We start from the raw sequence: 21,757 nt of genomic DNA on the forward strand, positions 1-21,757 counted from the left end.
GCCCAAGCCAAAATGGATGGCCGCTCGGACAAGCGTCTCAGACACTCTTGTTTTTTTCGTCAAAGATCATCGGTTCCCACAATTCGATCTTGTTGCCGTCCGGGTCCATGATCCAGGCAAATTTACCGTTTTCGTGGGATTCGGGGCCTTGGATGATCTCGATACCGCCGCTTGTGAGTTGCTCGATCATTTCGTCCATATTATCGACGCGGTAGTTGATCATAAACGAAGATTCACTCGGAGCAAACCATTTGGTGTCATTTGCCGCGGTGCTCCAGACAGTAAGGCCGCCGTCCTCGGCGGTGTCGTCCGCCCATCTGAGGATTGTACCGCCCCAACTCTCCATCGGCATCCCGAGGTGTTTGTTGTACCACTCCGCAAGTGCCTTATTGTCGTCCTTTCCCTTAAAAAACACGCCACCAATCCCTGTGATCTTTGCCATAAATTTTCACCTTATGTCTATATTAACGTCTAAATAAATGTGGGTGCCCGCCTTGAACTAAGGTTTTCGTATCTTTGGCGGACGTACAGGGTTCAAGTCATCGATCGTGATTTCTCTTTCCGTATTGTCTACAAAATTAACGGAGATCTGATCGATCTCTGCTTTGTGAAGAGCGTCGATCAGCTTTTCAAGATCCTCGACATAGATATTTTCTTTGTTGTAAAAAGCTATGTCGGCTTCGCTTGCCGGTATATTTACTCGTTTATCGACTTCATTTTTCCCTTCTAGAAAGACTCCTTGGTCCGCACGCATTTTGAATATTGAGCGAAGCTGCGTAACTAGTTCACTGACTCCTTGTTTAGCCTCGCTATTCAGCGTGGCCATCAAAGGCGACTTGCCGTCCGCTCCGCTTCCAACGACCTTTATCGACAAAAATAGCGGGTTTGGCTTTTCATTATCAGAAAGTTTTTCGACAAATTGCACATTCTTTCCGGTAAGATTTGTTTTCAAAATTTCTTTGGTAATTTTCGTAGTTTTCGAAACGGTCGCTTTTGGCTGAGCATTTTTCGAATCAGGCTGTGCTGACGCGCAGCCAAAGCCAAATGCAATGATGGTTATCAAAAGCAGAAAAATTGTTACAAAGTTTCGATTTTTCATATTTTTCCTTTTTGCTCTCGTCGTGGACTTCTACTGAGAAATGCAAACTACCTAATAAAATGGGTCACCGCTGATAATACGGCAAACTCTGCGTATTATCAATGGTTTTTGTTATGTGAAATTTAGTGCGGACGGATCGCGGACCGCTATTACAATTGGGGCTTTGCGTCGAGAGAGTCGTTGACCACCGAGGCCATCGTTGACATTCGGTTCATCAGGGTGACGTGGGTTGTGTCGGGTGTGCTGGTGACTCTCGATGCTGAGCCTAATGGCTATACTCACAATTAAATTGTGCGTAATTCGATCTATTTCAATCCCAACTTATCGCATGTTATTGACCTGGCACCCCATCCGTGATCGATCAATGTTTGACCGTAAGTTCCACCGCCGGCGTACTCCTGGTAAAGCCCGAAGGGTTCGTAGAAACAAGTAGCACTCTGGATATTGCGAACGAAGACGATGTAGGTCTGACTAAATTTTCGGTATTTTGGTATGCCCAGGTCATTTTTGGTGATCAGCCACGCCCCGGGCGACGCCGGGGCGGCATAGAACTTTACGACGTTCAGATTTGATCCGCCACCGCTAGAGAATGAATTTACGTACATACTCTTTAGGACAGGCTCAGTAAATCCGGGAGCTACCGGATTCGATCTCATCGCCCACTCTTGAGGAAGCGGCTCATTTGCCCTTATAGCTCTCGCCGAACGATCAGCAAACTCGCTCACTAATCTTTCACCATTTACACTTATAGCCTTGTAATCACTCCCGCGAAATGTAAATGAAAATTCACCGCTGACCTTCGACCAAGACGATGCGGGCGTCGGATCTCCTCGAAAGTCAGCACCTCGAGCGCTGATCTGCACGCCCATTTTGTAGGTTCCTTCGTCGGCTTTTTGGAGAAAATCGTAGATCATTTGAGCCGGCTTATTTTCACCGTCGTAGATCACGGTCGCAGCTTTGTCCGGAGCAGGCAGCAGATCGAAATCGAGATAAGTCTTGTCGAGATCACTCTCGCTGACAACAACGTAATTAGGAAGATGACTCAATTTAGTTGATGCCCCGTTCGCGAGATAATAGACGCTCAGCGGGACAGAATATCCGTCGATACCAGCAACAGGCGACCCTTTTTCAACCTTTTTCGGCGGGGCAGGATTAAGAACTGTTCGCACCGTTCCACTTTTGAGAACCAGCCGGGCGTAAATAAATTCATTTGACGAAAATGACGCTTTGCTCCCGGCGGTGCCGCCGCCGGCAAACGGCTGATCGGAGAAATAGACGGTGCCAAGCGAGTCCTGACGATTGGCGAGGGCGTTTGAAACGCCGAGAGATAGTATGAAAAGTGCTACGAAGGTCGTGACTAGTTTCTTCATTATTGATTTTTCCTATGTGTTCCTTGTTTTTGTCGTTCAGACGATACTACTCTCTTTTGTTTCTGTGGTACGGTTCCTAACTCGCTATTCGTCATGAGCTGTGTCCGGTCGGCGTTGGGCAACGTGCCAGAGGACACCGGAAGGGTCAATAACGTAGGCGATCCGTAATCCCCACGGCTGGTTCGCCGGTGGTTTAGGTTCGGTTACGCCGAACACCTTGGGCAGATCGAGTGACTCAATATGCACCCACCACGCGTCGAGATCATCGACCATAAGCTGCATCATAAAGTTTTCCGCCCAGTCCTTCTGGAAATATTTCTGGAGAATGAAGCTGCTCGCACCGAGACGAAAGATCGCCACCTCGTCGCTATCCAGCACCATTGTAAATCCCAACGTTTCATAAAAGCGCTTGGACAGGTCAAAGTCTCTCGCCGGCACAAAAGGCCGGACGATCTCCGTTCCAGTTGGGACTGATTTATTCATAGGAGTTCACTCCTAAGAGGTCTAACGACTGAAGTGACGTGAGGTGATGAGGCATTATTTCCATGTCACAACATAGTCATATTTTACTCTTCCATTCCTATAGGCCTTTAGCCAATTGGCTTTCACAATTCTGACAATTGGTCGTTCTTGTCCTAGATTTGTGTAATCGTCGGGACGAAAGTAGAAACCGTCTTTTATACACGCACCTAATTCGCTTTCGCCTCTTGGACAATTCTTATCATTGTCATCTAAATTTTTGGAAATATGAATCAAGATATCAAGACAAACGTGACCGACGGGAACTTTCGGGTAGGGTTTTCCCGAAACGTAGCCGCCGATAAATATTGCAGAAGTATCGCGTGTATCGTCTAAACATCCAATCAGAAGCGGAATTGCTTTACCTTTTAAAGCAACAATATCTCGGACTTCTTTTCTAGGCGGAATAACTTCGCCACCATTTTGTTGGTACAATGCCAAAACCGTCGCATCGTGTGCTCCGTCTTCTCCATAAGTTACGAGTTCCGGTGCATTAACTAAAGCATCAATCAAATTTTCGGTTGAAGGAGTTGAAGTCTTCGCGGAACTCACAATAGGTGACTCAGAAGGCGCGGGACTAACAGTCTGGATTTGCATCTGCGACGTTGTAGAACAAGAAGCCAATGCTAGCAACGAAAAGGCTAAAAATAACGTTCTCATAATTCAAACTGTCAGAGTTCAATCGAAAGCATCGAACCACTAATTAACACTGGTAACCGTTGATAATACCGCAAAGTATGGGTACTATCAACTGCTTTTTGTTGCGATCCTCTGCTGAAATTGTATCGACGGTCAAATAGTAGAATGTCTTACTTCGGCGGCTTAGCATCGAGGAAGTCGGTGACCATTGGCACGATAACGGACATCTTGTTCATCAGCGTGACGTGGGTTGTGTTGGGGATGATGGCGAGTCTTGATTCGGATCGCGGAAACATGTCGCCGTGTATATAGCCGCCGCCCTTGAGGCGGTACATTTCTTCAATGTGATCGAACCTTACACCGTCGGCGTCGCCGTTGATGAAAAAGAACGGAGCTTTGGTGGCTTTGAGTTTCTCGGAGCCAAAGTCGTATGGCCTGATGGCCGCAGCTTTGATGTGATTGAAGAAATCGGGGAATGAGTTCGGCACGGGGTTTAGTACTTCACGCTCGGTTTCGGCGGGCGTGCCCTTCATCATCTCCACGTTGAAGTTTGGCCAAAAGTCGTTTGCTTCCTTGACCCATCCGTCGCGGCGGAGCGGGGCTGAGATGATGACAACCTTTCGCACTTTGTCCGGATGGAGGATCGCAAACTCCATCGCGACACCGCCGCCCAAGCTGTAACCCATAACGTCCGCTTTAGGGACCTTAAGATAATCCATCAGCCCTGCCACATCGCCCGCGAGGTTTTCATAAGTAATGTCGCGTTTGATGTCGGCAGTTCGCCCGTGGCCCTGCATATCGACGGCGATTACTTTCCGTGTCTTAGCAAGCTCGTTGATCCAAACGCTCCAGTCGCCCGATATCGCCATAAACGCCCCATGCAGCAGCACCAGCGGCTCGCCCTCCCCACGTATCTCGTAATACATCTTGAGCCCATTCACCGGCGCATAGCCCGTAACCGGTTTCTGTTGCTGCCCTAACGCGACTCCGGAAACGAACACCGTCAGGAGCACGGCGGTGAAAAAAAACATTGTCTTCGAGTTATGTTTTCGTTTCATAAATTGTAATGCGGTCTAGGGCTACTTTTTCATGAAGGCCGAGATTCCGTCTAGGAACATTTGAACTGAAAGTATTACGAGCAGCATTCCCATCAGACGCTCCATTGCGATGAGGCCGCGTTGCTTCAATAGTTTGAGCAGATAGGGTGCAGAGATGAGTATCGCCGCACTCACCGCCCACGCGATCGAAACTGCGCCGAGGAGACCGGCTGTTCCCAGATTACTCGACTGTTTTAACAACAAGATCGAAGCGAGCACGGAAGGCCCGGCGACCAGCGGGACCGCGAGCGGAACGAGAAAAGGTTCACCTTCCGGTGTTTCGCCAACGAGGCCGCCCTCGACCGGGAAGATCATACGAATGGCGATAATGAAAAGAATTATCCCGCCCGCGATGCTAATTGATTCCTGTCGCAGCCCGAGAAGCTGGAGAATGTATCCACCGAGAAAAAGGAACAGAAGAAGTATGCCGAGAGCGAGCAGCAGTTCGCGGATCAAAACCGGCCGACGCCGCTCCGTCGGGACGTCTTTGAGCACCGCAAGGAACGGCGGTATGTTCCCTATCGGATCCATGATCAGAAACAACGTCAAAGCGGCGAACAGTATTTCCATATTGCACCATATTACACGAATCGCCTTTAGTTAGTTATCCTCCTCTATCTGCGGTGCTCCGGTCTTAACGTCGCCGTCGCGTTCGTAGGTTATGCAGATGATACCTTTTGGGGCGATCTGGCTGCTGGTTACCTTGAAGGCGGCGGGGATGTTGCCGTCCTGGAACAGGCGTTTGCCGGGACCGAGGGTGATCGGGATTATCATTAGCTCCATCGCGTCGATGAGATCGTTTTTGAAGAGCGTCTGACACAGATTTGCGCTGCCCATTACGTATATGTCCGGGCCGTCCTGAGCTTTGAGCTCGCGGACCTTTTCGGCGATGTCGCCGCCCAAAAAGACGCTCGGCTGCCAATCGCTTGAGTCACGAGTATTCGAGGCGACGTACTTTGTCGCGGTCATGACGTTCGGCCAGAAGTTCGAGTGCGTCGGCCAATATTGCTCGAACACATCAAAGGTCTTTCGCCCCAACAGCAGATCGACAGGCTTAGCCAGCCGCTCCTGCACCACCGCTCCCGTCACCTCGTCCGCAAACGGAAAAAACCACCCGCCATGCTTAAACCCGTCGCCGTCATTTTCCTCATTCTGTATGACGCCATCGATCGTCATGAATTCAGCTACAATTAGTTTTCTCATGTTTTCCTTTTCTAAAGCTGATGTTTGGGCACTTCAATTCTTTATTTCTTCCCAACTCAATTTTCCAAGTTGAATTTCTAAAATCTCCAAGGCGTTCGCTAAGGTTTGCCAATACATTTCATCGATGATCTTGTCTTTAGAGTCTATTGAACGCACGAAGACACCCCCGTCGTCCGTGTATTTGACGATTTCAAGTCTCTTTGTCTTTCGTCCAGACTTTTTGGGAAGCTCGGCTCGAAATAAACGGGTTTCTTTTCGGTTTCGAAACTCTCTTAAAAGCCCAAAGAACCTTTCGAACGCCTTTTCTTCATCGTCATTTTCCCGCTCAAGAAGCATCCTGCGCCAACCTTTTGTTGACTCGTAGAAGTTCAACTTCATTGCGACCCAATTGTTGAATTCCGCATATGAAGGCTCGGTATTCCTCATGATCTTCTTCCAACCTGCGCTACTCCGATATCCGCCTAGGTAGTTGTAGAGGGCGGTAATCGACTGCGAAGGATCGATATACATCGCGGGGCGTTTGCCAATTGCATCGAGCATTTCATAGAAATCTTCATTCATGATTCGTGCGCTCCCTTCTTATATTCGCTCAGCATCAACTCACCCTTTTCCATTCTTATTCTCAAACCCAAACGCAACCGCCGCTTCGAGGACATCGGTGTTTATATCTTTTAGAGTTTTGAACCTGATGCAATAGCCGGTCACGCTCGCTTTACCGAGGTCTTTGGCGTATGTTTCGGCTAGGTATTTCTTGTCTTCGATACCGAGGATATAGACAGAGATCCCGGTTTTGGTTGCGCTGAGGCCGATCTGGTAGAACTCGCTGACTGTCCCATCGGCGTACTTATGCGGGCGAGATCCATACCCGATATCCGGATCAGTCACGACCTTTCCATCTGCGTTCTTACCGTCGAGAAACCATAATTTGGCAGTCGGATTTATTTGCACGATCATGTCGTGCAACGCCTGCAAATCGGTGCGTTTCGGTTCCGCGTGGCTGGCGATGTATTCGTCGATCTGTTTTTGAACTGTCATATTCGGTCCGATGTTGTCTCAAAACCTAAACGTGCCCTGTTTTTAGACAATATTTAGCCGCAGATAACGCCGATGACGCAGATCTATTTAGGACCTATCTGTATTTATCCTCATCATTTGCGTGATCTGCGGTCAAGATCATCTCACTATTTACAACCTCATCGCTGTTCCGACAAGGTAGCCAACAGGTCTTCGAGCTGGCCGAGTGTGGCGGTGAAACCTTCCTTGAATCCCATCGCGACCATCCGCTCGAGGCGTTCGAGCGATTCGTTATAGATCGAGACGTGAACGGTCGTCGTGCCGTCTTGCTCGGTGAAGTTCAAATCCCAATCAGAGCCCGGCAGTTCGAGGTTTTCCTCATCGTCCGCAAAGGCACAAAACATCTTGAAGTTGGTCGTCGGAGTAATGGAAGTATATTTCTGCACCTGCCAACGCTCCGCACCTTCGGGCGTGACCATCGCGTAGAATCTGCGACCGCCAACCTCAAAATCCATCGCCTTTGTTCGCGACAGAAACGGTTTCGGTGCCCACCATTGATCGAGCAGTTCCGAGTTTGTGTATGCTTCCCAAACGAGTGTGCGTTCAGCCGCAAACGTTTTCGTGATCGTGACCGTCTTGGTCTCTTTGTTTACTTTAAAATCTAATGGATGATCCATATTCATTCTTTCTCCAAAAATTCCTTGAGCGAGATATTAACAATATGGTCCCAACCTTTCTCAAAATTGTGAATTGCCAATTCCGGCACTTCGCCAGGAAACGTTTCGATCCCCGAATGTGTCAGTTTTAGTCGAGTACTCTCACCATCAGCGAACAGTTCCCACGTGACGTACGAAACACCGCTATAGCCTTCGTATGTCCAAGTGTGCACCAGCTTTTTCTCGAGCACGACCTCGGTGACTTCGCAAACGTGCTTCCACTGTTTACCGGCTTCGTCGCCGGCGAGGAACTCGAACTTGAATCCGACCTCAGGGCGAAATTCCGCGAGGTCGAAGTACCACTGCTTCATCAGGTCATTTTCCGTCAGGGCTCGCCAAACTGTGTGATTGTCTGCCGCAAAAACCCTATCTACAATTACATTTTTTTCACTCATATTTGTTCACTTTTCATCTTCGCCAATTCGTCGTCGAGCCGCGTGTAGCTTGTCTCCATGCCGTCGGTCATACCGGTTTCAAGGGCGGCATCGCGGTCGGCCTGCGAGGCAAACTTGATCGTGGTCGCGACGTTTGTGATGCCGTCGATCTCGTCGAACGTCACGGTGATGATCGATGGTTCGCCGCCCATTGAAACGCCCATGTTGCCCGGGTCGAAGGCTTGCGTATGCACGATCTTGGCGTGCGGAACTACCTCAAGTACGTCGCCGGTGAATCCGAACTCCATGCCGTCTTCATCATTGCGCCAACGCCACTGATACGTGCCGCCGACACGCATATCCATCTCGCAGACCGGCATCGACCAATTAGGCGGACCGGTGCACCAACGACGCAGCAGATCGGGTTCCATGTACGCCCGCCACACCAGAGTGGCAGCGGCATCAAAGCTACGTTTAACTAAAACCTCGGTTTCTGAGGGTAGACTTGCTTCGGCTGGTTTCATTTCATTCGCTCCTGTTTATCCTGTTGTTTCATCTCGGCAAGCAACACATCAAGCTGCTCAAACCTCGATTCCCATATCTTTCGGTACTGCTGCATCCATTTATCGATCTCTTTCATTTTCTCGATCTCGAGCCGGTAGTAAATTTCCCGCCCACGCTGTTCCTGCGTCACCACCTCGCATTCCGTCAATATTCGCAGATGCTTAGAAACCGCTTGTCTTGTCGTATCGAAATTCTCCGCAATCGCGTTCGGCGTCATCGCCTGCAACGCGATCAACGCAATGATCGCACGCCTCGTCGGGTCGGCTATGGCTTGGAAAATATCTCGTTTCATATCGACGAACAGCAGTATGCAACCATTCAGTTGCATATGTCAAGTGCAACCGAATGGTTTCGTAAAATTTAGAATGATAAATGTCGATAGAAACCTTTTGCGGTAGCTGGAGCGGGTCGATCAATCCCAATCATTCTTAAGCAGCAGCTCTTCGATCCGGTAGGCGTGGAGCATCTCGTGCACGAACAAGTGGCGGAACATGATGAACACCGAATAGTGGTCGAACGCCTCGTGGACGGCGGTTTTCTGCCATTCGTCGGGCGTAAGCTGTTTTAGTCGTGTCACGAGAGCGGCACGTTCGCGTACGTATCTGTCTAGACTCTCGTCAAGATCTATTTCGAGCATCGCACCCGCCTCGTCCTCGGCGGAATTCTCTATCGTCTTAATGATCGGTTCCGGCGTGGACAAGATCAGATCGAGCCGCGCTCGAAACGCAATGTCCGACTGCGACAGGTGAATCGCGTGTTCGTAAGCCGACCATTTTGCCGGGCTGGGACGACGCTTCAGTATCTGCGGCGGCACCTCACGGATCAAAGGAATGATCACGCCGGGAGCCATCGCGAGCGCGGAGATCAAGGTGGTTGTATCGCTCATAACATTTTACGATCGCACGAATATTCAGCGAAAGTAGCCAAACATTCAAATAATGTAGCACGACATAATGTTGATGTAGCCCAACATTCAGCGAAAAAACACAAGTTTTCAAAGAAAGTGGACTGCTTTTGCTGCATCGTGACCGGCTTGTAAATGTTCATCGCGTAAATTAATCCCTTCGCGACCAGAGTGCAAGGGTTCGTGAAGAAGTTTAGTAGTTTCGTAAACCACCTTCGGTGCTTCGTGCTGGATTTACGAGCCCAACAGCCCTATTTTTTTGAGCATTAAGACTCAAGGATATGACAGAACCAACCTTCCGTTCTTGTTGAGCTACTAACCTTCTATGAAACTACTATTTGCAGTTCTCTTTTGCGGGCTGATCGTCACTACAACTTTTTCGCAAACCGTCCGTTCGTCTGTCTCTGTTGTCGGCGAAGCCAAAATGAGTATTTCGCCCGATCAGGTCGTCTTCACTTTTGAAGTGGTGACCGCTGACAAGGACTTGGCGGTCGCCAAGCGGACGAACGACACTCGCTCTGCAAAGACGCTAACGGCCGCCAAAGTATTTCAGATCGGTGCGCAGGATATTCAGACGGACAGCTTGACCATTTCGCCGCAGTACACTGGCTCCAAAGACCCTCGCGGGGAGCATGTGCTGATTGGCTACGAGGTGATCAAACGAATCTTTATTACCCTAAAGGAACTCGACAAGATCGACACCTTTCTTTCTAAAGCTATCGAGGCTGGGGTAAACCGCGTCGTTGCTATCAGCATCGAGAACAGCCAGATGCAAAAGTTTCAAGAAGAGGTGAGAGCGATGGCCGTCAAAAACGCCCAGTCCAAAGCCCGAACATACGCCCAACAGCTTGGACAAACCGTCGGCAGAGCTTATGTGATCAGAGAGGACGGTGCAGATTCACCATCTTTCGATACTGGTAGTGGTTCAGGGAGTGGCGACGGTAATGGCATGGGAGCATCCGAGAACGGCAACATCGACACGCCAACAAATCCATTTGTCCGTCAAGTCACCTTTGCTCTTGGCCAGATTGAAATCGAAGAAAAGGTGTATGTGATTTTCGAATTGATTCGTTGAACGTCGCACTCACACTTCACACAACGCAAAACTGGACGACAAGCTTACACTGCCGCCACGCGGTTGAAGACCGTATCCCTTTCCACGGCTTCGAAGCCTGCACGTTCGATCGTTTCGATGATCTCTTGCTTGGTCATTTTGACTTCGCCCGCGGACTCGACGGAGTAGCTGTGGGTGAGCTCGCCGCCGTCGGTGAGGCGTAAGTCGAGGTCGTTGGCGCCGAAGTGGAGTGCGGTCTGGGCGGTGGATTTGTCCGGCATTAGTTCGGTGCTACTCCTAGACTCTGCAGTGCTGACTGAGCCTGCTTATTGTTGGGGTCAAGCTTGAGAACCTTCCTAAATTCGGTTATCGCCTCAGCTTTCTTGCCTAACTCACTGAACATCATTCCGCGAACGAAGTAGATCGCGGGTTCGTTGGGACTGAGCTTGACCGCCGCGTCATGGTCGGCATTAGCGAAGCTCATCATGCCTTTCATACCTTGAGCGTAACCACGAAACGCGAAGCACGCCGCCGCATCGGATTTTAGCCGGATGCATTCAGTCAGAGATTTGATCGCACCATCGTAATCTTTTTCCGAAACCTGTCGCCTGCCTTCGGTAGCAAATGATTCTGCCGTCGGCTGCGGAGGCCGGGGTGTTACCGGTTGCGTTGCAACGGGCGCCGGAGTTGGAGCTAATTTGGCAAGCTGTGTCTTCGCGGTGTAGTTGTTCGGCTCAAGCGCGAGCGCCGCGCGGTAATCGGCGATAGCTTTTGCCCGTTCGCCTTTCTCTGCAAAGAGTGCGGCCCGGAGACTGTACAAATAGGCGCCCGGCTCGAGCGTGATCACCATCGTATAATCCTCGATCGCCGCATCGATATTGCGCTTCGGATTGAAGAATGGCGAGGAATGAACGGTCGCTCGTAGGGAGTAAGCACCGACATGATCAGGGTTAAGCTTTATCGCGGAAGTGAAGTCGGCGATGGCCATATCGTTCTTTTGCTCGAGTGAATAGGTATAGCCACGCTGGTAGTAAGCCTCAGCAAGCTCTCTGGTATTCCCATTTTTTGTCAGGATCTCGACAGCACGATCAAGATCAGGTATGAGCGAAGAGAACCCAGTGCCCATGAAATATCCTCGCAAGCTCGTTCTAACTAGCAGTGCCTCGCCCTTTTTTGGATCAAGTGCAAGAGCCTTATCAAAGTCCGCATATGCTGCCTCGCTGGCTTCCTTCCTAATATTCTTGGAAAGGGCTTCATCCTTGAGAAATGTGTTTCGAGCTCTTCTGTCGTAGATAGATCCTCGCCGGAAGTATATCTCACCGCTAGCAGGTGAACTCGCGACAGCCTTATTCGCATCGGCTATGGCAAGGTCGAAATCGCCTTTGCTCGCATACACATCGGCACGCGCGATCAGGGCGTCGACAGACTTAGGATGCCTACGAATGCATTCCTCCGCTTTCGCAAGAGCCTGAGAGTAGTCCTTGGATTTCTGGGCTGCGGTCGTAGTCTGCTCAACGTCGGCAACACAATGTGGCTTGTTCTGTGCGGCTGTCAAAAGAGAGCCAGAGAGAATAACCGTAAATAAAAAAGATATCCTAATTTGGTTCATCTTGTGAAGCCTCATATTATTCTCACACTCTCTCTACTCGATTGTAGACTGTATCCCTTTCCACTGGCTCAAACCCCGCTCGGTGGATCATTTCGATGATCTCTTGTTTGGACATCTTGACCTCGCCGCCGGATTCGACGGAGTAGCTGTGGGTGACTTCGCCGCCGTCGATGAGGCGTAAGTCCAGGCCGTGCGCCGAAGCTTGCCGAACGTCCTAGTTGGTTTTGTGCTCCCAGATAACCTTCCCCGTTTTGTTTATTAAATAAGACTTTTGCATTCCGGGCTCACTACCGATAAATACCTCGGCCAGGCCGCTGTTAAAATCAGTCCCATATTTGTAGGTTGCAGCGATCACAATCTTGCCGGTTTTATCAATATACCCGGTCTTGTTATTGACCTCCACGGCGGCGAGCCCTTCCTTAAATCCCCTGTAATTTAAGCTGTTTCCGAATCCTGAATATGCAAACCGAGGGCTGATCACCATATTGCCCCTGGTATCGATAAATCCAGATTTGTCACCGATTGCGACTTTTGCTAAACCATCAGAGAACTGAAACGCGGAATCATACCGCGCCGCGATCACGAGCTTTCCGGTTTTGTCGATGTACCCGTTTTTACTATTCATGCCAACTGCGGCCAACCCTTCGCTGAAACTTTCGGCGCTGTCGAACTGCGGCTTGATGACGAACTTGCCGCTCTTGTCAATAAAACCGTATTTGGTTTTATACTCACTGCGTTCGTCGGCGAGCCCTACCAGGTGGCCCTCTAATCGCACGGCGGCCAATCCTTCGCTAAAATCTTCTGCATTTGCAAAGCTAGGCTCAATGACAAAACGCCCCATTTTATCAACGTAGCCGAATTTATCGCCCTTTCGCACCTTTGCCATGCCATCAACAAATCTGGTCCGCTCTTCAATGAACTTGAGCTCTCCGACGAATTCACCGGTTTTATTAATGAACCCTAAAGTCTCTTCGTTGACAATATATTTTTGCGATGGATCAAGGGGTCCTTTTTTTTCAATGTCGGTGCTTTTGATCACTGCCTGCGCCAGTCCGTCATGAAAGAGGCCCGGCGTGAATTCAAACTTTGGTTGAATGACGAACTCGCCAACCATATCAATATAGCCCCACCTACTACCGAGCTTAACAACAGCTAATCCCTCGCTACAGGCTACGTCGTCCTCGGTGGACGCGGAGTCGAATCGCGGGCTGATCACCATCGTGCCGGTCTTATCTATAAAGCCGATCTTTCCATTTTGTCTTACCGGAAAGTAATCTTGGTTCTGTGCGCATGCATTTGCCGTATAGAGAACAAAGGTCAATAGCGAACAGCAAATAAAGGATAAATATTTTTTTTTGAAACGACTCATAATAGATTCCTTAAAGTTAAACGGGCAGCTACCTTGCGTCACATGGCTAACGTGCTGTCCACGCGGTTGTAGACCGTATCTCTTTCCACGGCCTCAAAACCAGCGCGTTGGATCATTTCGATGATCTCTTTCTTGGTCATTTTTACTTCGCCGCCGGACTCTACAGAGTAGCTGTGGGTGAGCTCGCCGCCGTCGGTGATGGTGCCGTCGAGGTCGTTAGCGCCGAAGTGGAGGGCGGTCTGGGCGGTGGCTTTGCCGAGCATGACCCAGTAGGCTTTGATGTGGTCGAAGTTGTCGAGCATCAGCCGTGAGACGGCGATGGTCTTGAGATTGTCGATCGCGTCGGGGCCGGGAAGCGTCGAGAGAGCCGATCCGGGCGGATAGAAGGCGAGCGGGATAAAGCATTGGAAACCGCCGGATTTATCCTGTTGCTCGCGGAGTTGTACAAAGTGGTCGACGCGGTCTTCGATGGTTTCTATGTGGCCGTAGAGCATCGTCGCATTGGTTTTGAGGCCGGCGGCGTGAACCTTGCCGGCGAGTTCGAGCCAACGGGCGGCATCGCACTTATGGTCACAGATCCGGGAACGCGTTGGTTCGGCAAAGATCTCAGCACCGCCACCCGGGCACGAGTCCATTCCCGCGGCGTGCAGTTGGTCTATAACATCCTCGTCTGACATTTTGTAAAAGCGTGCGAAAAAGTCGAGCTCTACCATCGTCAGGGCCTTGAGATGCAAACGTGGAAATTCTTTTTTAAGCGATGAGAACAGGTCGGTGTAGTACGAAAAGGGAAGTTTCGAGTTAAGTCCGCCGACGATGTGGAGTTCGGTCGCACCTTCGGCGACGGCCTCGCGGGCGATCTCTATGCCTTCGTCGATCGAGTGCGTGTAGGCGTCTTCCTGCCGGGCACGGCGGTAAAAGCCGCAGAATTTACAGTCGGCGACGCAGATATTTGTATGATTAAAATGGCGGTTGACGTTGTAATACGTCGTCAAACCGTGCTTTTGCCGGCGAACGGTATCGGCGAGCTTGCCTAGTGCATTGAGGTCGTCGGTCGCAAAGAGTGACAGGCCATCGTCAAACGTCAGCCGCTCGCGGTCCTCGACCTTGTCGGCGATGTCTCGTAATTTTGGATCAAATGAGAACTGCATAAATATATCTTGCCATATTTGGCCGAATTGATAAAAAACCGGCATTTTATGATGCTAGTCATATTTTCGTGTTGCCGTAACCTATAGATTCATTGCATGGCTCAGATATTGAAAATAATGTTCAATTACGGGTCAGCAAGTTTAAGAGCGATTGAAATCAGGGCTAAACAGTCCTATGATAGGCTACCAAACAGATTTACAGTAACGGGAATTTGCCGATGACCTGAGATCAACTCTCGGTTCCGCACCCTATACTTTCGTTAGTTGACGGAGATGAAATGAAAAAACTTTGGATAATACTTTTGACGGTCTTTATTGCTTCGTTCGCGATCCTCGGATGGGTCGGAACGGAGATATTTCGGCAGGCTCCGCCGATCCCGAGTCAGGTTGTTACGTCCGACGGACGCGTAGTGGCTGACGTAGGTTCGGTCACGGACGGCCAGAATGTCTGGCAGGCGATGGGCGGAATGCAGGTTGGCTCGATCTGGGGACACGGTTCATACGTAGCCCCGGATTGGACGGCTGATTATCTGCACCGCGAGTGCATCTTTATACTGAATGCCTGGTCAAACAAGGAGTTCGCGAAGGGATTTGACGCGGCTTCGCCGGATCAGCAAGCCGTGTTAAAAGCGCGGCTCGAAGTGCTGATGCGGACCAATACCTACGATCCGGCGAGTGGTAAGATCACCATCGACCCGGTCAGGGCCGCCGCATTCGAGGATAATCTAAAGCATTATTCCGAGGTCTTTACCGATGGTAATTCGGACTACGCTATCCAACGAAATGCACAATCCGATCCTACAAAATTGCGTCAAATGACGTCATTCTTTTTCTGGACGGCGTGGGCATCCGCGGCAAACCGGCCCGATAATACGATCTCTTACACGAGTAATTTTCCGTCGGAGCCACTCGTTGGCAACGTACCGACCAGTTCGGCGATCGTCTGGACCGGCGTGAGCGTTATTATGCTGATCGCCGGCATCGGTGCAATGGTCTGGTTTTATGCCGGATGGCGAAAGCCGATGGACGAAGTAGGTGCTCCGGATGCGGATCCGCTTATTGGCCAAACGCTGACGCCCTCGCAAAAGGCTACGGTTAAGTACTTTTTGGTGGTGTCACTGCTATTTCTACTGCAGATCGTGATGGGTATAATTACGGCCCACTACGGCGTCGAGGGCGGCGGACTTTACGGCATTCCATTGGCAGATTATCTGCCATACGTCGTTTCGCGTACGTGGCATACACAACTCGGCATATTTTGGATCGCGACGGCGTGGCTCGCTGCGGGGCTTTATCTTGCTCCGTATATCTGCGGTTATGAACCGAAACTGCAAAAGCTCGGCGTTGACGTGCTATTTGGTGCATTACTGGTCGTCGTTCTCGGCTCGATGGCCGGTGAATGGATGAGCGTTATGCACAAACTCGGCACCGGCGACCTTTGGTTCTGGTTCGGCCATCAGGGTTACGAGTATGTCGACCTCGGTCGTGTATGGCAGGCGGCATTGCTTGTCGGGCTGCTGTTGTGGCTGTTCCTGATCGCACGTTCGGCAATACCTGCTCTCAAACACGAGGGCAATAGTAAGTCGCTGATAATGCTATATCTGGCGACGACCGCCGGTATCGCTTTCTTTTACGCACCGGGTTTGTTCTGGGGAATGCGTACGCACCTAACGGAAGTCGAGTACTGGCGTTGGTGGGTCGTGCACCTCTGGGTCGAAGGCTTTTTTGAGGTCTTTGCTACGGTGGTCGTCGCTTTTCTTTTTGCACGGCTAAAGGTCATCAACTCAGATAATGCAGCATACGCCTCGCTTCTGTCCGGAGCGATCTACCTTAGCGGCGGCATTATCGGAACGCTGCACCATTTGTACTTTGCGGGGACACCGACCATCGCTCTGGCATTCGGATCGGTCTTCAGCGCACTCGAGATCGTTCCGCTTGTTTTCGTCGGCTTTGAAGCGTTTGACAACATACGCCATTCGCAGTCGCGGCCGTGGTTGGGACAGTATCAATGGGTAGTGTATTTCTTTGTGGCGGTGGCATTTTGGAATCTGGTCGGAGCCGGCATATTCGGCTTTATGATCAATCCGCCAATCGCTCTCTATTATATGCAGGGGCTGAACACGACGGCGGTACACGCTCACGGATCGCTGTACGGCGTTTATGGCACCCTCGGCCTGGCCCTTTTGTTGTTCTGTATGCGAGCGATGGAACCCGAGCGTAAATGGAATACAAAGTTGTTGGCGTTTTCATTTTGGACGATCAATATAGGCCTTTTGATGGAGATCCTCTTTAGCCTTTTACCGATCGGCCTGTTGCAGACGTATCAATCGGTGTCGAAAGGATACTGGGCCGCACGCGGACCGGAATTTATGCAGACCGATCTGATGCAAGTGCTGCGATGGATGCGACTATTCGGCGACACGGTTTTCGCGATCGGTGCGGTGGCATTTGTATGGTTTGCCCTCAAACTGATGTTGACCAAGGGCGAAAGCGTGAGCGAGGAAGTACATATCTCGCTCACCGGGTACTAGAAAAACTAAAGATGCGGCCGGGGCTTAGTTCTGGCCGCATCTTTTGTACTAACGACAAAGAAGAGTGATATGAAAGATATCGAGAACCGTGAGGATATAGACCTGTTGATGGAGCGGTTTTATTCGCGTGCGACGACCGACGATGTGATCGGCTATATTTTCACGGATATTGCAAAATTGGATCTTGAACATCACCTGCCGGTTATTGGTGACTTTTGGGAAACGATCGTGTTTCAAACCCACGTTTACGTCAAACACGGCCGCAATCCACTCCAGGTTCACGGCGAATTGAATCTAAAGGAGATATTAGTTCCTGAACATTTTGGGCGTTGGCTTGAAATATTTAATGAGACCACCGACGAACTATTTGAGGGAGATAGAGCTGATTTTATAAAGGTGCGGGCCGAAGCAATTGCGGGGCGTATGCTTCATTTCGTTGGAGCCATAAACCGAGGCGAAATTAACTTTCCACGGCCCGCTTAAGTTGGGCGAGGTCACTCACCACGATCTTGCCACGGTCGATTCGGATCAACCCCTTATCAGCAAGCCGACGGATAACGCGGATAGTAGTTTCCGTGGTAAGGCCGGCCATCTTTGCGATATCTTCGCGCCGCAGTTTGATCTTGACAGGCTGATCGAAAATGGTGCCGTCCACAAGCTTAATGATAACGTTGGTTATACGGTGATCCGGTGACGATATCGCGAGGTTTTGGATCATAGCGACCTGATCTCTCATAACGCCGCACATTCGAGCCATTATACCGGCCTGAAACTCCGGATAACTGCTCATAAATCGCAAAAAGTCACTTCGATCTATGAGCATTAATTTGGTCGGCTCCATAGCGATCGCCGTGGCAGGATAACTGCCACCGTCGATCACCGGAGGAATTGCAAATATCTCTCCCGCACCAAATATACCTGCGATCACTTCTTTGCCGGGCTCAAGAAACTTGACCATTTTGATGTTGCCAGAAACTACGATCGGTAAAAATGTCGCACGATCGCCGGCGGCAAATATCTCGGCCCCTCAATATACGAACGGATATGACCGACCGCCTGAATCTCTTTGGTAAGATCTGAACCGCCAATTTGAAGTAATAGATTCATAGCGCCTTCTAACCTTATTCCGCCGGGCGGCAAATTCGTTCGGAGCGAGGTAATTCCGATTTTAACAGACTCATATAGTGATCTGCGAACTACGATCGAGCTTCGGTGATGCGCTTTATGGGAATCTATTGTCGTCGTCGGCAGTGCCTTGCCGTTATATCGCTTTTGATAAATTGGGAAACCCATTGTGACTATTGACATTAAGCGGGTAGAACAATAGAGTGTCGCACAGTGGTTTTTGAAGCTGAAGATAGCGGGAATCGGCTTTCAAACGATTTACCCCACCGGCAAAATACGAGACAAAGGGGAGAGCTTAGACTATGATTCGAATAATTCTGGGTGTGATCGCCGGTTTTCTGGCGTGGTCGATAGTCTGGATCGGTAGCGATCAGGTTATGGTCAGCACGATCGCTTGGTACGGTGAGCACCAGAATGCCTTTGAAAAGGCATTTACAAACAAAGAACCGTTCCAGGCCGATAGCACCGTACTCGCGATGAATATAGTCCGCAGCATTATCACTTCGCTGATGGCGGGCTATCTGACGGCCATTGTTGCGAACGAGAATCGCAGGAGCACAATGATCCTCGGCCTATTGCTTTTACTGTTTGGGGCCGCAGTCGAGATCGCGGCTTGGAATTATCTGCCGGTATGGTATCACGCAGTCTTTCTCGCGCTGCTAATACCTTGCACGATCGTCGGCGGCAAGATCAAGAAGTTCGCCTGAGTTTTGTAAAACGCTCGAGGGCGGTAGGTATCGCAAGCAATGGCTGCCGGCGTGCGAAGGTTCGTCGGTTCAGATCGTCGACCGCCGCCTCGGCCTGATCGAGCAGTTCATCCGGCGGTAGGTCGGCGGCGGACTCGTAGCAGGCGTGCTGAATGCAGGGCAACGGCTTTGCCCGGAGATGAACCAGACAGCCAGTTCCTTTTTCGTAGAGTGGACAAGCATAGGTCTTCAGCGGATCTTCACGTTCATCAAGCCCGTAGCGTTCGATAGAATCCGCTATTCTCTCAATGACGGTTTCGCGCCGTTCGGCCGCCAGCGAATCGAAGACGCCGCCGATCGCCACCGCCTCAAGACGCGAGATACGCACATTTACAAAATGCTCGTCCAGACAACACGCGCCCGGCGTATTGCACGTCAGACAACTCTTGGCGCGGTGTTCAAAATTAGTTCGAACATTCTCCGCAAACCCATTTCTGATCTCCGTCAGCAGTTCGATCGCCTTCTTTTCAGCAAGTATTTTCATTCTTGTCGCCATTTCAATCTATAGTTCGGCGGCACACTTGGTCAAATTGAGGGCTTGTCCGGAGGACGCCGAGTATTAACACAGCTTTTCGAAAGTGCTAATATCATAACTTTATGTACGATCTGGTGTCCGGAGACGCTCGAATTGGTCGGACGAATTCATATAAGACGATGAACAAAAAGCTATTTAAGATATTGATGGTGCTGGCGATAGTGACCGCTACGGCGTTGAGCGTATCTGCTCACGAGATCAGACTGAAAAACGGCGACAGGTTATCCGGAATTGTGGTATCACGGGACCGCGACGGCGTGGTGCTCGAAACTCAATATGCCGGGCGTATCCGGATCGCGATGGAGTATATCGAAACGATCGATATGGAGCGTCCGGTGACAAATATTTCGGCATCGGGTGAGCGGCCCGCGGATACATCGGAGACAAAGAACAAGGTGTCTTCCGCCTCAACTGCCGATCCGGCAAAGGCTACATCGGAGTCGACGATAAAACCAGCGACACCCGCAACGCCGAAACCAAAAGCTCGACTTTTCGGCGGACGGTATATGGGAATCGTCGATGGTTGGGAGGGCAACGCCAATATCGGGTTCAGCTTCACTTCAGGCAACAGTAGCACGTCTACGCTCGCGAGTGGCGTCAGGGCGTCGAAGACCGGACACAGCGACAAACTCACGGTCTATGCCCGAAGCCTTTGGAACAGCAACCGCAACGCTGCCGAGAGTACGACCCAAAATGCAGTGTGGGGCGGATTCAGATATGATCGCGATTTCAACCGAAAACTATTCAGCTTTGGGTCCTGGGATTTTGAACGCGATAGGCCAAAGCGGCTCAATTTCCGTTCAGTCATCGGCGGCGGCCTCGGCAACCATACGATCAAGAACGACCGCACGGAGCTTGACCTTTTGATCGGACTCGCGTGGAATCGGGCGTGGCAGGTCGGGGCGAACACCGACACACCCGAGTCGCTCGGTGCGGCAGCATTCAAACATAAATTTACCGAACGGCTTAAGGTGCAAAATTCATTTACCTTCTATCAGGATCTGACACGGGCCAGCAAGTATCGGATTATCTATGACGCATCGCTTTCGGCTGATATCACTAAGCGGATCGGTTGGTTCATTACGGTCGGAGACCGATTTAATAATCGTCCGTTCGGTGTCACCGAGAAGAACGACTTTCTGCTGACCACCGGCATCAAATGGAATTTCGGTAAGAAAAAGTAGCTTGCATCGATCGGCCTAATGGGGCAAAATTGTATCGTTATTAGAGTTCGAACAGGAGTAAATTAACAATGTTACAAGCGGGAGATGCGGCGCCGGATTTTGTGTCAACTGACCAAAACGGCAATGTGGTTAAACTGTCCGATTTTAGCGGAAAGCGAGTCGTTTTGTATTTTTATCCGAAGGATGATACGCCCGGATGTACCAAAGAAGCTTGCTCGTTTCGCGATGCCGACGACGTTTTTAATGCAAAAGGGATCAAGGTGCTTGGTGTATCGACCGATAGCGAAAAATCTCATCAAAAGTTCATATCAAAATTCCAACTGCCATTTGACCTGCTAGCCGATACCGAAAAGCAGATCGTCGAGGCATACGGCGTTTGGGCTGAAAAAAGTATGTACGGCAAAAAGTATATGGGCACACTGAGAAAGACTTTTTTGATCGATGACGGCAAGATCGTCAAGGTCTTTGACAAGGTCAATGTTGCCGAGCACGCGGATGAGGTGCTTGCCGCGTTTGGGGAAAAATAATCTATGAAAGCTTCATATAAGTTCGTAGCGGCGTTTGCTGCGATGCTCTTGCTCACGGTCGCGGCGTGTCAGCAAACTGTACCGTTCAAAAAGTTTGCAAATGACGACGAGGTGCCCAGGATCACGCTCGCGGACGCTAAAAAGGCGTTTGACGAAGGCAATGCGGTCTTTGTGGACAGCCGTGCCGAACCGTCATTTCAAGTGGAGCATATCGCCGGTGCCATCAATATTGCCTACAGTGGCCAGGCACCAAATTTCGATTCTCTGCCCAAGGGCAAGAAGATCATTGTCTATTGTTCCTGAGGAAAAGAACACACGAGTGCCAGTTTGGCATTCCAAATGAACGAAAAGCAGATCCCGAATGTTTACGCATTACTAGGCGGCACACAAGCCTGGAAAACGGCCGGCTATCCTATGGAAAAGGGTCAGT

The 21,757-nt window shown here is 50.3% G+C and carries 28 protein-coding genes; 7 read left to right on the forward strand and 21 right to left on the reverse strand.

From position 1 onward, the window contains the following. Positions 1-37: 37 nt before the first annotated feature. From IPQ00_17260 to IPQ00_17330, 15 genes are all read right to left on the reverse strand, one after another. Complete coding sequence (locus IPQ00_17260; GenBank protein MBL0242316.1) at positions 38-442, reverse strand: VOC family protein; 405 nt, start codon at positions 440-442, stop codon at positions 38-40. 57 nt (positions 443-499) lie between these two features. Continuing rightward, complete coding sequence (locus IPQ00_17265) at positions 500-1,099, reverse strand: hypothetical protein (protein ID MBL0242317.1); 600 nt, start codon at positions 1,097-1,099, stop codon at positions 500-502. 305 nt (positions 1,100-1,404) lie between these two features. Beyond that, a complete protein-coding gene (locus IPQ00_17270) occupies positions 1,405-2,469 on the reverse strand; it encodes a hypothetical protein (GenBank protein ID MBL0242318.1) in 1,065 nt (354 codons plus the stop codon). 84 nt (positions 2,470-2,553) lie between these two features. Then, on the reverse strand, positions 2,554-2,952 hold the full coding sequence (locus IPQ00_17275) for a VOC family protein (protein MBL0242319.1): 399 nt from the start codon (positions 2,950-2,952) through the stop codon (positions 2,554-2,556). A gap of 54 nt (positions 2,953-3,006) precedes the next feature. Beyond that, positions 3,007-3,648 (reverse strand): hypothetical protein, encoded by a 642-nt coding sequence (locus tag IPQ00_17280; protein ID MBL0242320.1) that lies wholly within the window; start codon positions 3,646-3,648, stop codon positions 3,007-3,009. Between the two features lie 149 nt (positions 3,649-3,797). Next, the gene (locus IPQ00_17285; protein ID MBL0242321.1) at positions 3,798-4,685 is read right to left on the reverse strand and encodes an alpha/beta hydrolase; all 888 of its coding nucleotides are present in this window, start codon (positions 4,683-4,685) and stop codon (positions 3,798-3,800) included. A gap of 21 nt (positions 4,686-4,706) precedes the next feature. Beyond that, positions 4,707-5,294 (reverse strand): YhgN family NAAT transporter, encoded by a 588-nt coding sequence (locus tag IPQ00_17290; GenBank protein MBL0242322.1) that lies wholly within the window; start codon positions 5,292-5,294, stop codon positions 4,707-4,709. Between the two features lie 30 nt (positions 5,295-5,324). Next, complete coding sequence (locus IPQ00_17295; protein MBL0242323.1) at positions 5,325-5,927, reverse strand: dihydrofolate reductase; 603 nt, start codon at positions 5,925-5,927, stop codon at positions 5,325-5,327. A gap of 33 nt (positions 5,928-5,960) precedes the next feature. Next, complete coding sequence (locus IPQ00_17300; protein ID MBL0242324.1) at positions 5,961-6,488, reverse strand: hypothetical protein; 528 nt, start codon at positions 6,486-6,488, stop codon at positions 5,961-5,963. Positions 6,489-6,527: 39 nt separating this feature from the next. Continuing rightward, positions 6,528-6,962, reverse strand: coding sequence for a DUF1801 domain-containing protein (locus IPQ00_17305; protein ID MBL0242325.1), 435 nt, complete (start codon positions 6,960-6,962; stop codon positions 6,528-6,530). A gap of 158 nt (positions 6,963-7,120) precedes the next feature. Further along, positions 7,121-7,624, reverse strand: coding sequence for an SRPBCC domain-containing protein (locus IPQ00_17310; protein MBL0242326.1), 504 nt, complete (start codon positions 7,622-7,624; stop codon positions 7,121-7,123). After that, positions 7,621-8,052: an SRPBCC domain-containing protein gene (locus IPQ00_17315; protein ID MBL0242327.1), complete on the reverse strand. Its 432-nt coding sequence runs from the start codon at positions 8,050-8,052 to the stop codon at positions 7,621-7,623. Before IPQ00_17315 ends, IPQ00_17310 begins: the two co-directional genes overlap by 4 nt. After that, positions 8,049-8,555, reverse strand: coding sequence for an SRPBCC family protein (locus IPQ00_17320; GenBank protein MBL0242328.1), 507 nt, complete (start codon positions 8,553-8,555; stop codon positions 8,049-8,051). The genes IPQ00_17315 and IPQ00_17320 overlap by 4 nt, the downstream gene beginning before the upstream one ends. Next, the gene (locus tag IPQ00_17325) at positions 8,552-8,887 is read right to left on the reverse strand and encodes a winged helix-turn-helix transcriptional regulator (GenBank protein ID MBL0242329.1); all 336 of its coding nucleotides are present in this window, start codon (positions 8,885-8,887) and stop codon (positions 8,552-8,554) included. The genes IPQ00_17320 and IPQ00_17325 overlap by 4 nt, the downstream gene beginning before the upstream one ends. A 120-nt stretch (positions 8,888-9,007) precedes the next feature. Further along, a complete protein-coding gene (locus IPQ00_17330) occupies positions 9,008-9,481 on the reverse strand; it encodes a DinB family protein (GenBank protein MBL0242330.1) in 474 nt (157 codons plus the stop codon). A 343-nt stretch (positions 9,482-9,824) separates the two neighbouring features. On the opposite strand from IPQ00_17330, the gene IPQ00_17335 reads away from it, so the two are divergent. After that, positions 9,825-10,574, forward strand: a complete 750-nt coding sequence (locus IPQ00_17335) for an SIMPL domain-containing protein (GenBank protein ID MBL0242331.1) — start codon at positions 9,825-9,827, stop codon at positions 10,572-10,574. A gap of 44 nt (positions 10,575-10,618) precedes the next feature. Here the strand turns inward: IPQ00_17335 and IPQ00_17340 are convergent, their stop codons facing one another. The 4 genes from IPQ00_17340 to mqnE form a co-directional block, all read right to left on the reverse strand. Continuing rightward, a complete protein-coding gene (locus IPQ00_17340) occupies positions 10,619-10,834 on the reverse strand; it encodes a hypothetical protein (protein ID MBL0242332.1) in 216 nt (71 codons plus the stop codon). Then, on the reverse strand, positions 10,834-12,108 hold the full coding sequence (locus IPQ00_17345) for a tetratricopeptide repeat protein (protein ID MBL0242333.1): 1,275 nt from the start codon (positions 12,106-12,108) through the stop codon (positions 10,834-10,836). Before IPQ00_17345 ends, IPQ00_17340 begins: the two co-directional genes overlap by 1 nt. Before the next feature lie 268 nt (positions 12,109-12,376). Beyond that, complete coding sequence (locus IPQ00_17350; GenBank protein ID MBL0242334.1) at positions 12,377-13,531, reverse strand: WG repeat-containing protein; 1,155 nt, start codon at positions 13,529-13,531, stop codon at positions 12,377-12,379. A gap of 38 nt (positions 13,532-13,569) precedes the next feature. Then, positions 13,570-14,679 (reverse strand): aminofutalosine synthase MqnE, encoded by a 1,110-nt coding sequence (gene mqnE, locus IPQ00_17355; protein MBL0242335.1) that lies wholly within the window; start codon positions 14,677-14,679, stop codon positions 13,570-13,572. A gap of 278 nt (positions 14,680-14,957) precedes the next feature. On the opposite strand from mqnE, the gene IPQ00_17360 reads away from it, so the two are divergent. Both IPQ00_17360 and IPQ00_17365 read left to right on the forward strand, forming a co-directional pair. Continuing rightward, the gene (locus IPQ00_17360) at positions 14,958-17,210 is read left to right on the forward strand and encodes a nitric-oxide reductase large subunit (GenBank protein MBL0242336.1); all 2,253 of its coding nucleotides are present in this window, start codon (positions 14,958-14,960) and stop codon (positions 17,208-17,210) included. 69 nt (positions 17,211-17,279) lie between these two features. After that, positions 17,280-17,693: a group III truncated hemoglobin gene (locus IPQ00_17365; protein MBL0242337.1), complete on the forward strand. Its 414-nt coding sequence runs from the start codon at positions 17,280-17,282 to the stop codon at positions 17,691-17,693. On the opposite strand, the gene IPQ00_17370 is transcribed toward IPQ00_17365, so the two are convergent. Continuing rightward, entirely contained in the window at positions 17,671-18,168 is a 498-nt protein-coding gene (locus tag IPQ00_17370) for a Crp/Fnr family transcriptional regulator (GenBank protein MBL0242338.1), read from the reverse strand. The two genes, IPQ00_17365 and IPQ00_17370, sit on opposite strands and share 23 nt — an antisense overlap. A gap of 469 nt (positions 18,169-18,637) precedes the next feature. Between IPQ00_17370 and IPQ00_17375 the strand changes: the two genes are divergently transcribed. Further along, positions 18,638-19,042 carry a hypothetical protein gene (locus IPQ00_17375; GenBank protein ID MBL0242339.1) on the forward strand — a complete coding sequence of 135 codons (405 nt, stop codon included), beginning with the start codon at positions 18,638-18,640 and terminating at the stop codon, positions 19,040-19,042. Here IPQ00_17375 and IPQ00_17380 read toward each other — a convergent pair. Beyond that, positions 19,026-19,565, reverse strand: a complete 540-nt coding sequence (locus IPQ00_17380) for a hypothetical protein (protein ID MBL0242340.1) — start codon at positions 19,563-19,565, stop codon at positions 19,026-19,028. The two genes, IPQ00_17375 and IPQ00_17380, sit on opposite strands and share 17 nt — an antisense overlap. A 170-nt stretch (positions 19,566-19,735) precedes the next feature. On the opposite strand from IPQ00_17380, the gene IPQ00_17385 reads away from it, so the two are divergent. From IPQ00_17385 to IPQ00_17395, 3 genes are all read left to right on the forward strand, one after another. After that, positions 19,736-20,800 carry a DUF481 domain-containing protein gene (locus IPQ00_17385; protein MBL0242341.1) on the forward strand — a complete coding sequence of 355 codons (1,065 nt, stop codon included), beginning with the start codon at positions 19,736-19,738 and terminating at the stop codon, positions 20,798-20,800. Between the two features lie 68 nt (positions 20,801-20,868). Next, positions 20,869-21,327 carry a thioredoxin-dependent thiol peroxidase gene (bcp, locus tag IPQ00_17390; protein MBL0242342.1) on the forward strand — a complete coding sequence of 153 codons (459 nt, stop codon included), beginning with the start codon at positions 20,869-20,871 and terminating at the stop codon, positions 21,325-21,327. Between the two features lie 3 nt (positions 21,328-21,330). Then, a complete protein-coding gene (locus tag IPQ00_17395; protein MBL0242343.1) occupies positions 21,331-21,630 on the forward strand; it encodes a rhodanese-like domain-containing protein in 300 nt (99 codons plus the stop codon). Positions 21,631-21,757: the final 127 nt, after the last annotated feature.

The sequence above is a fragment of the Chloracidobacterium sp. genome (assembly GCA_016720705.1).
GTDB lineage: Bacteria > Acidobacteriota > Blastocatellia > Pyrinomonadales > Pyrinomonadaceae > OLB17.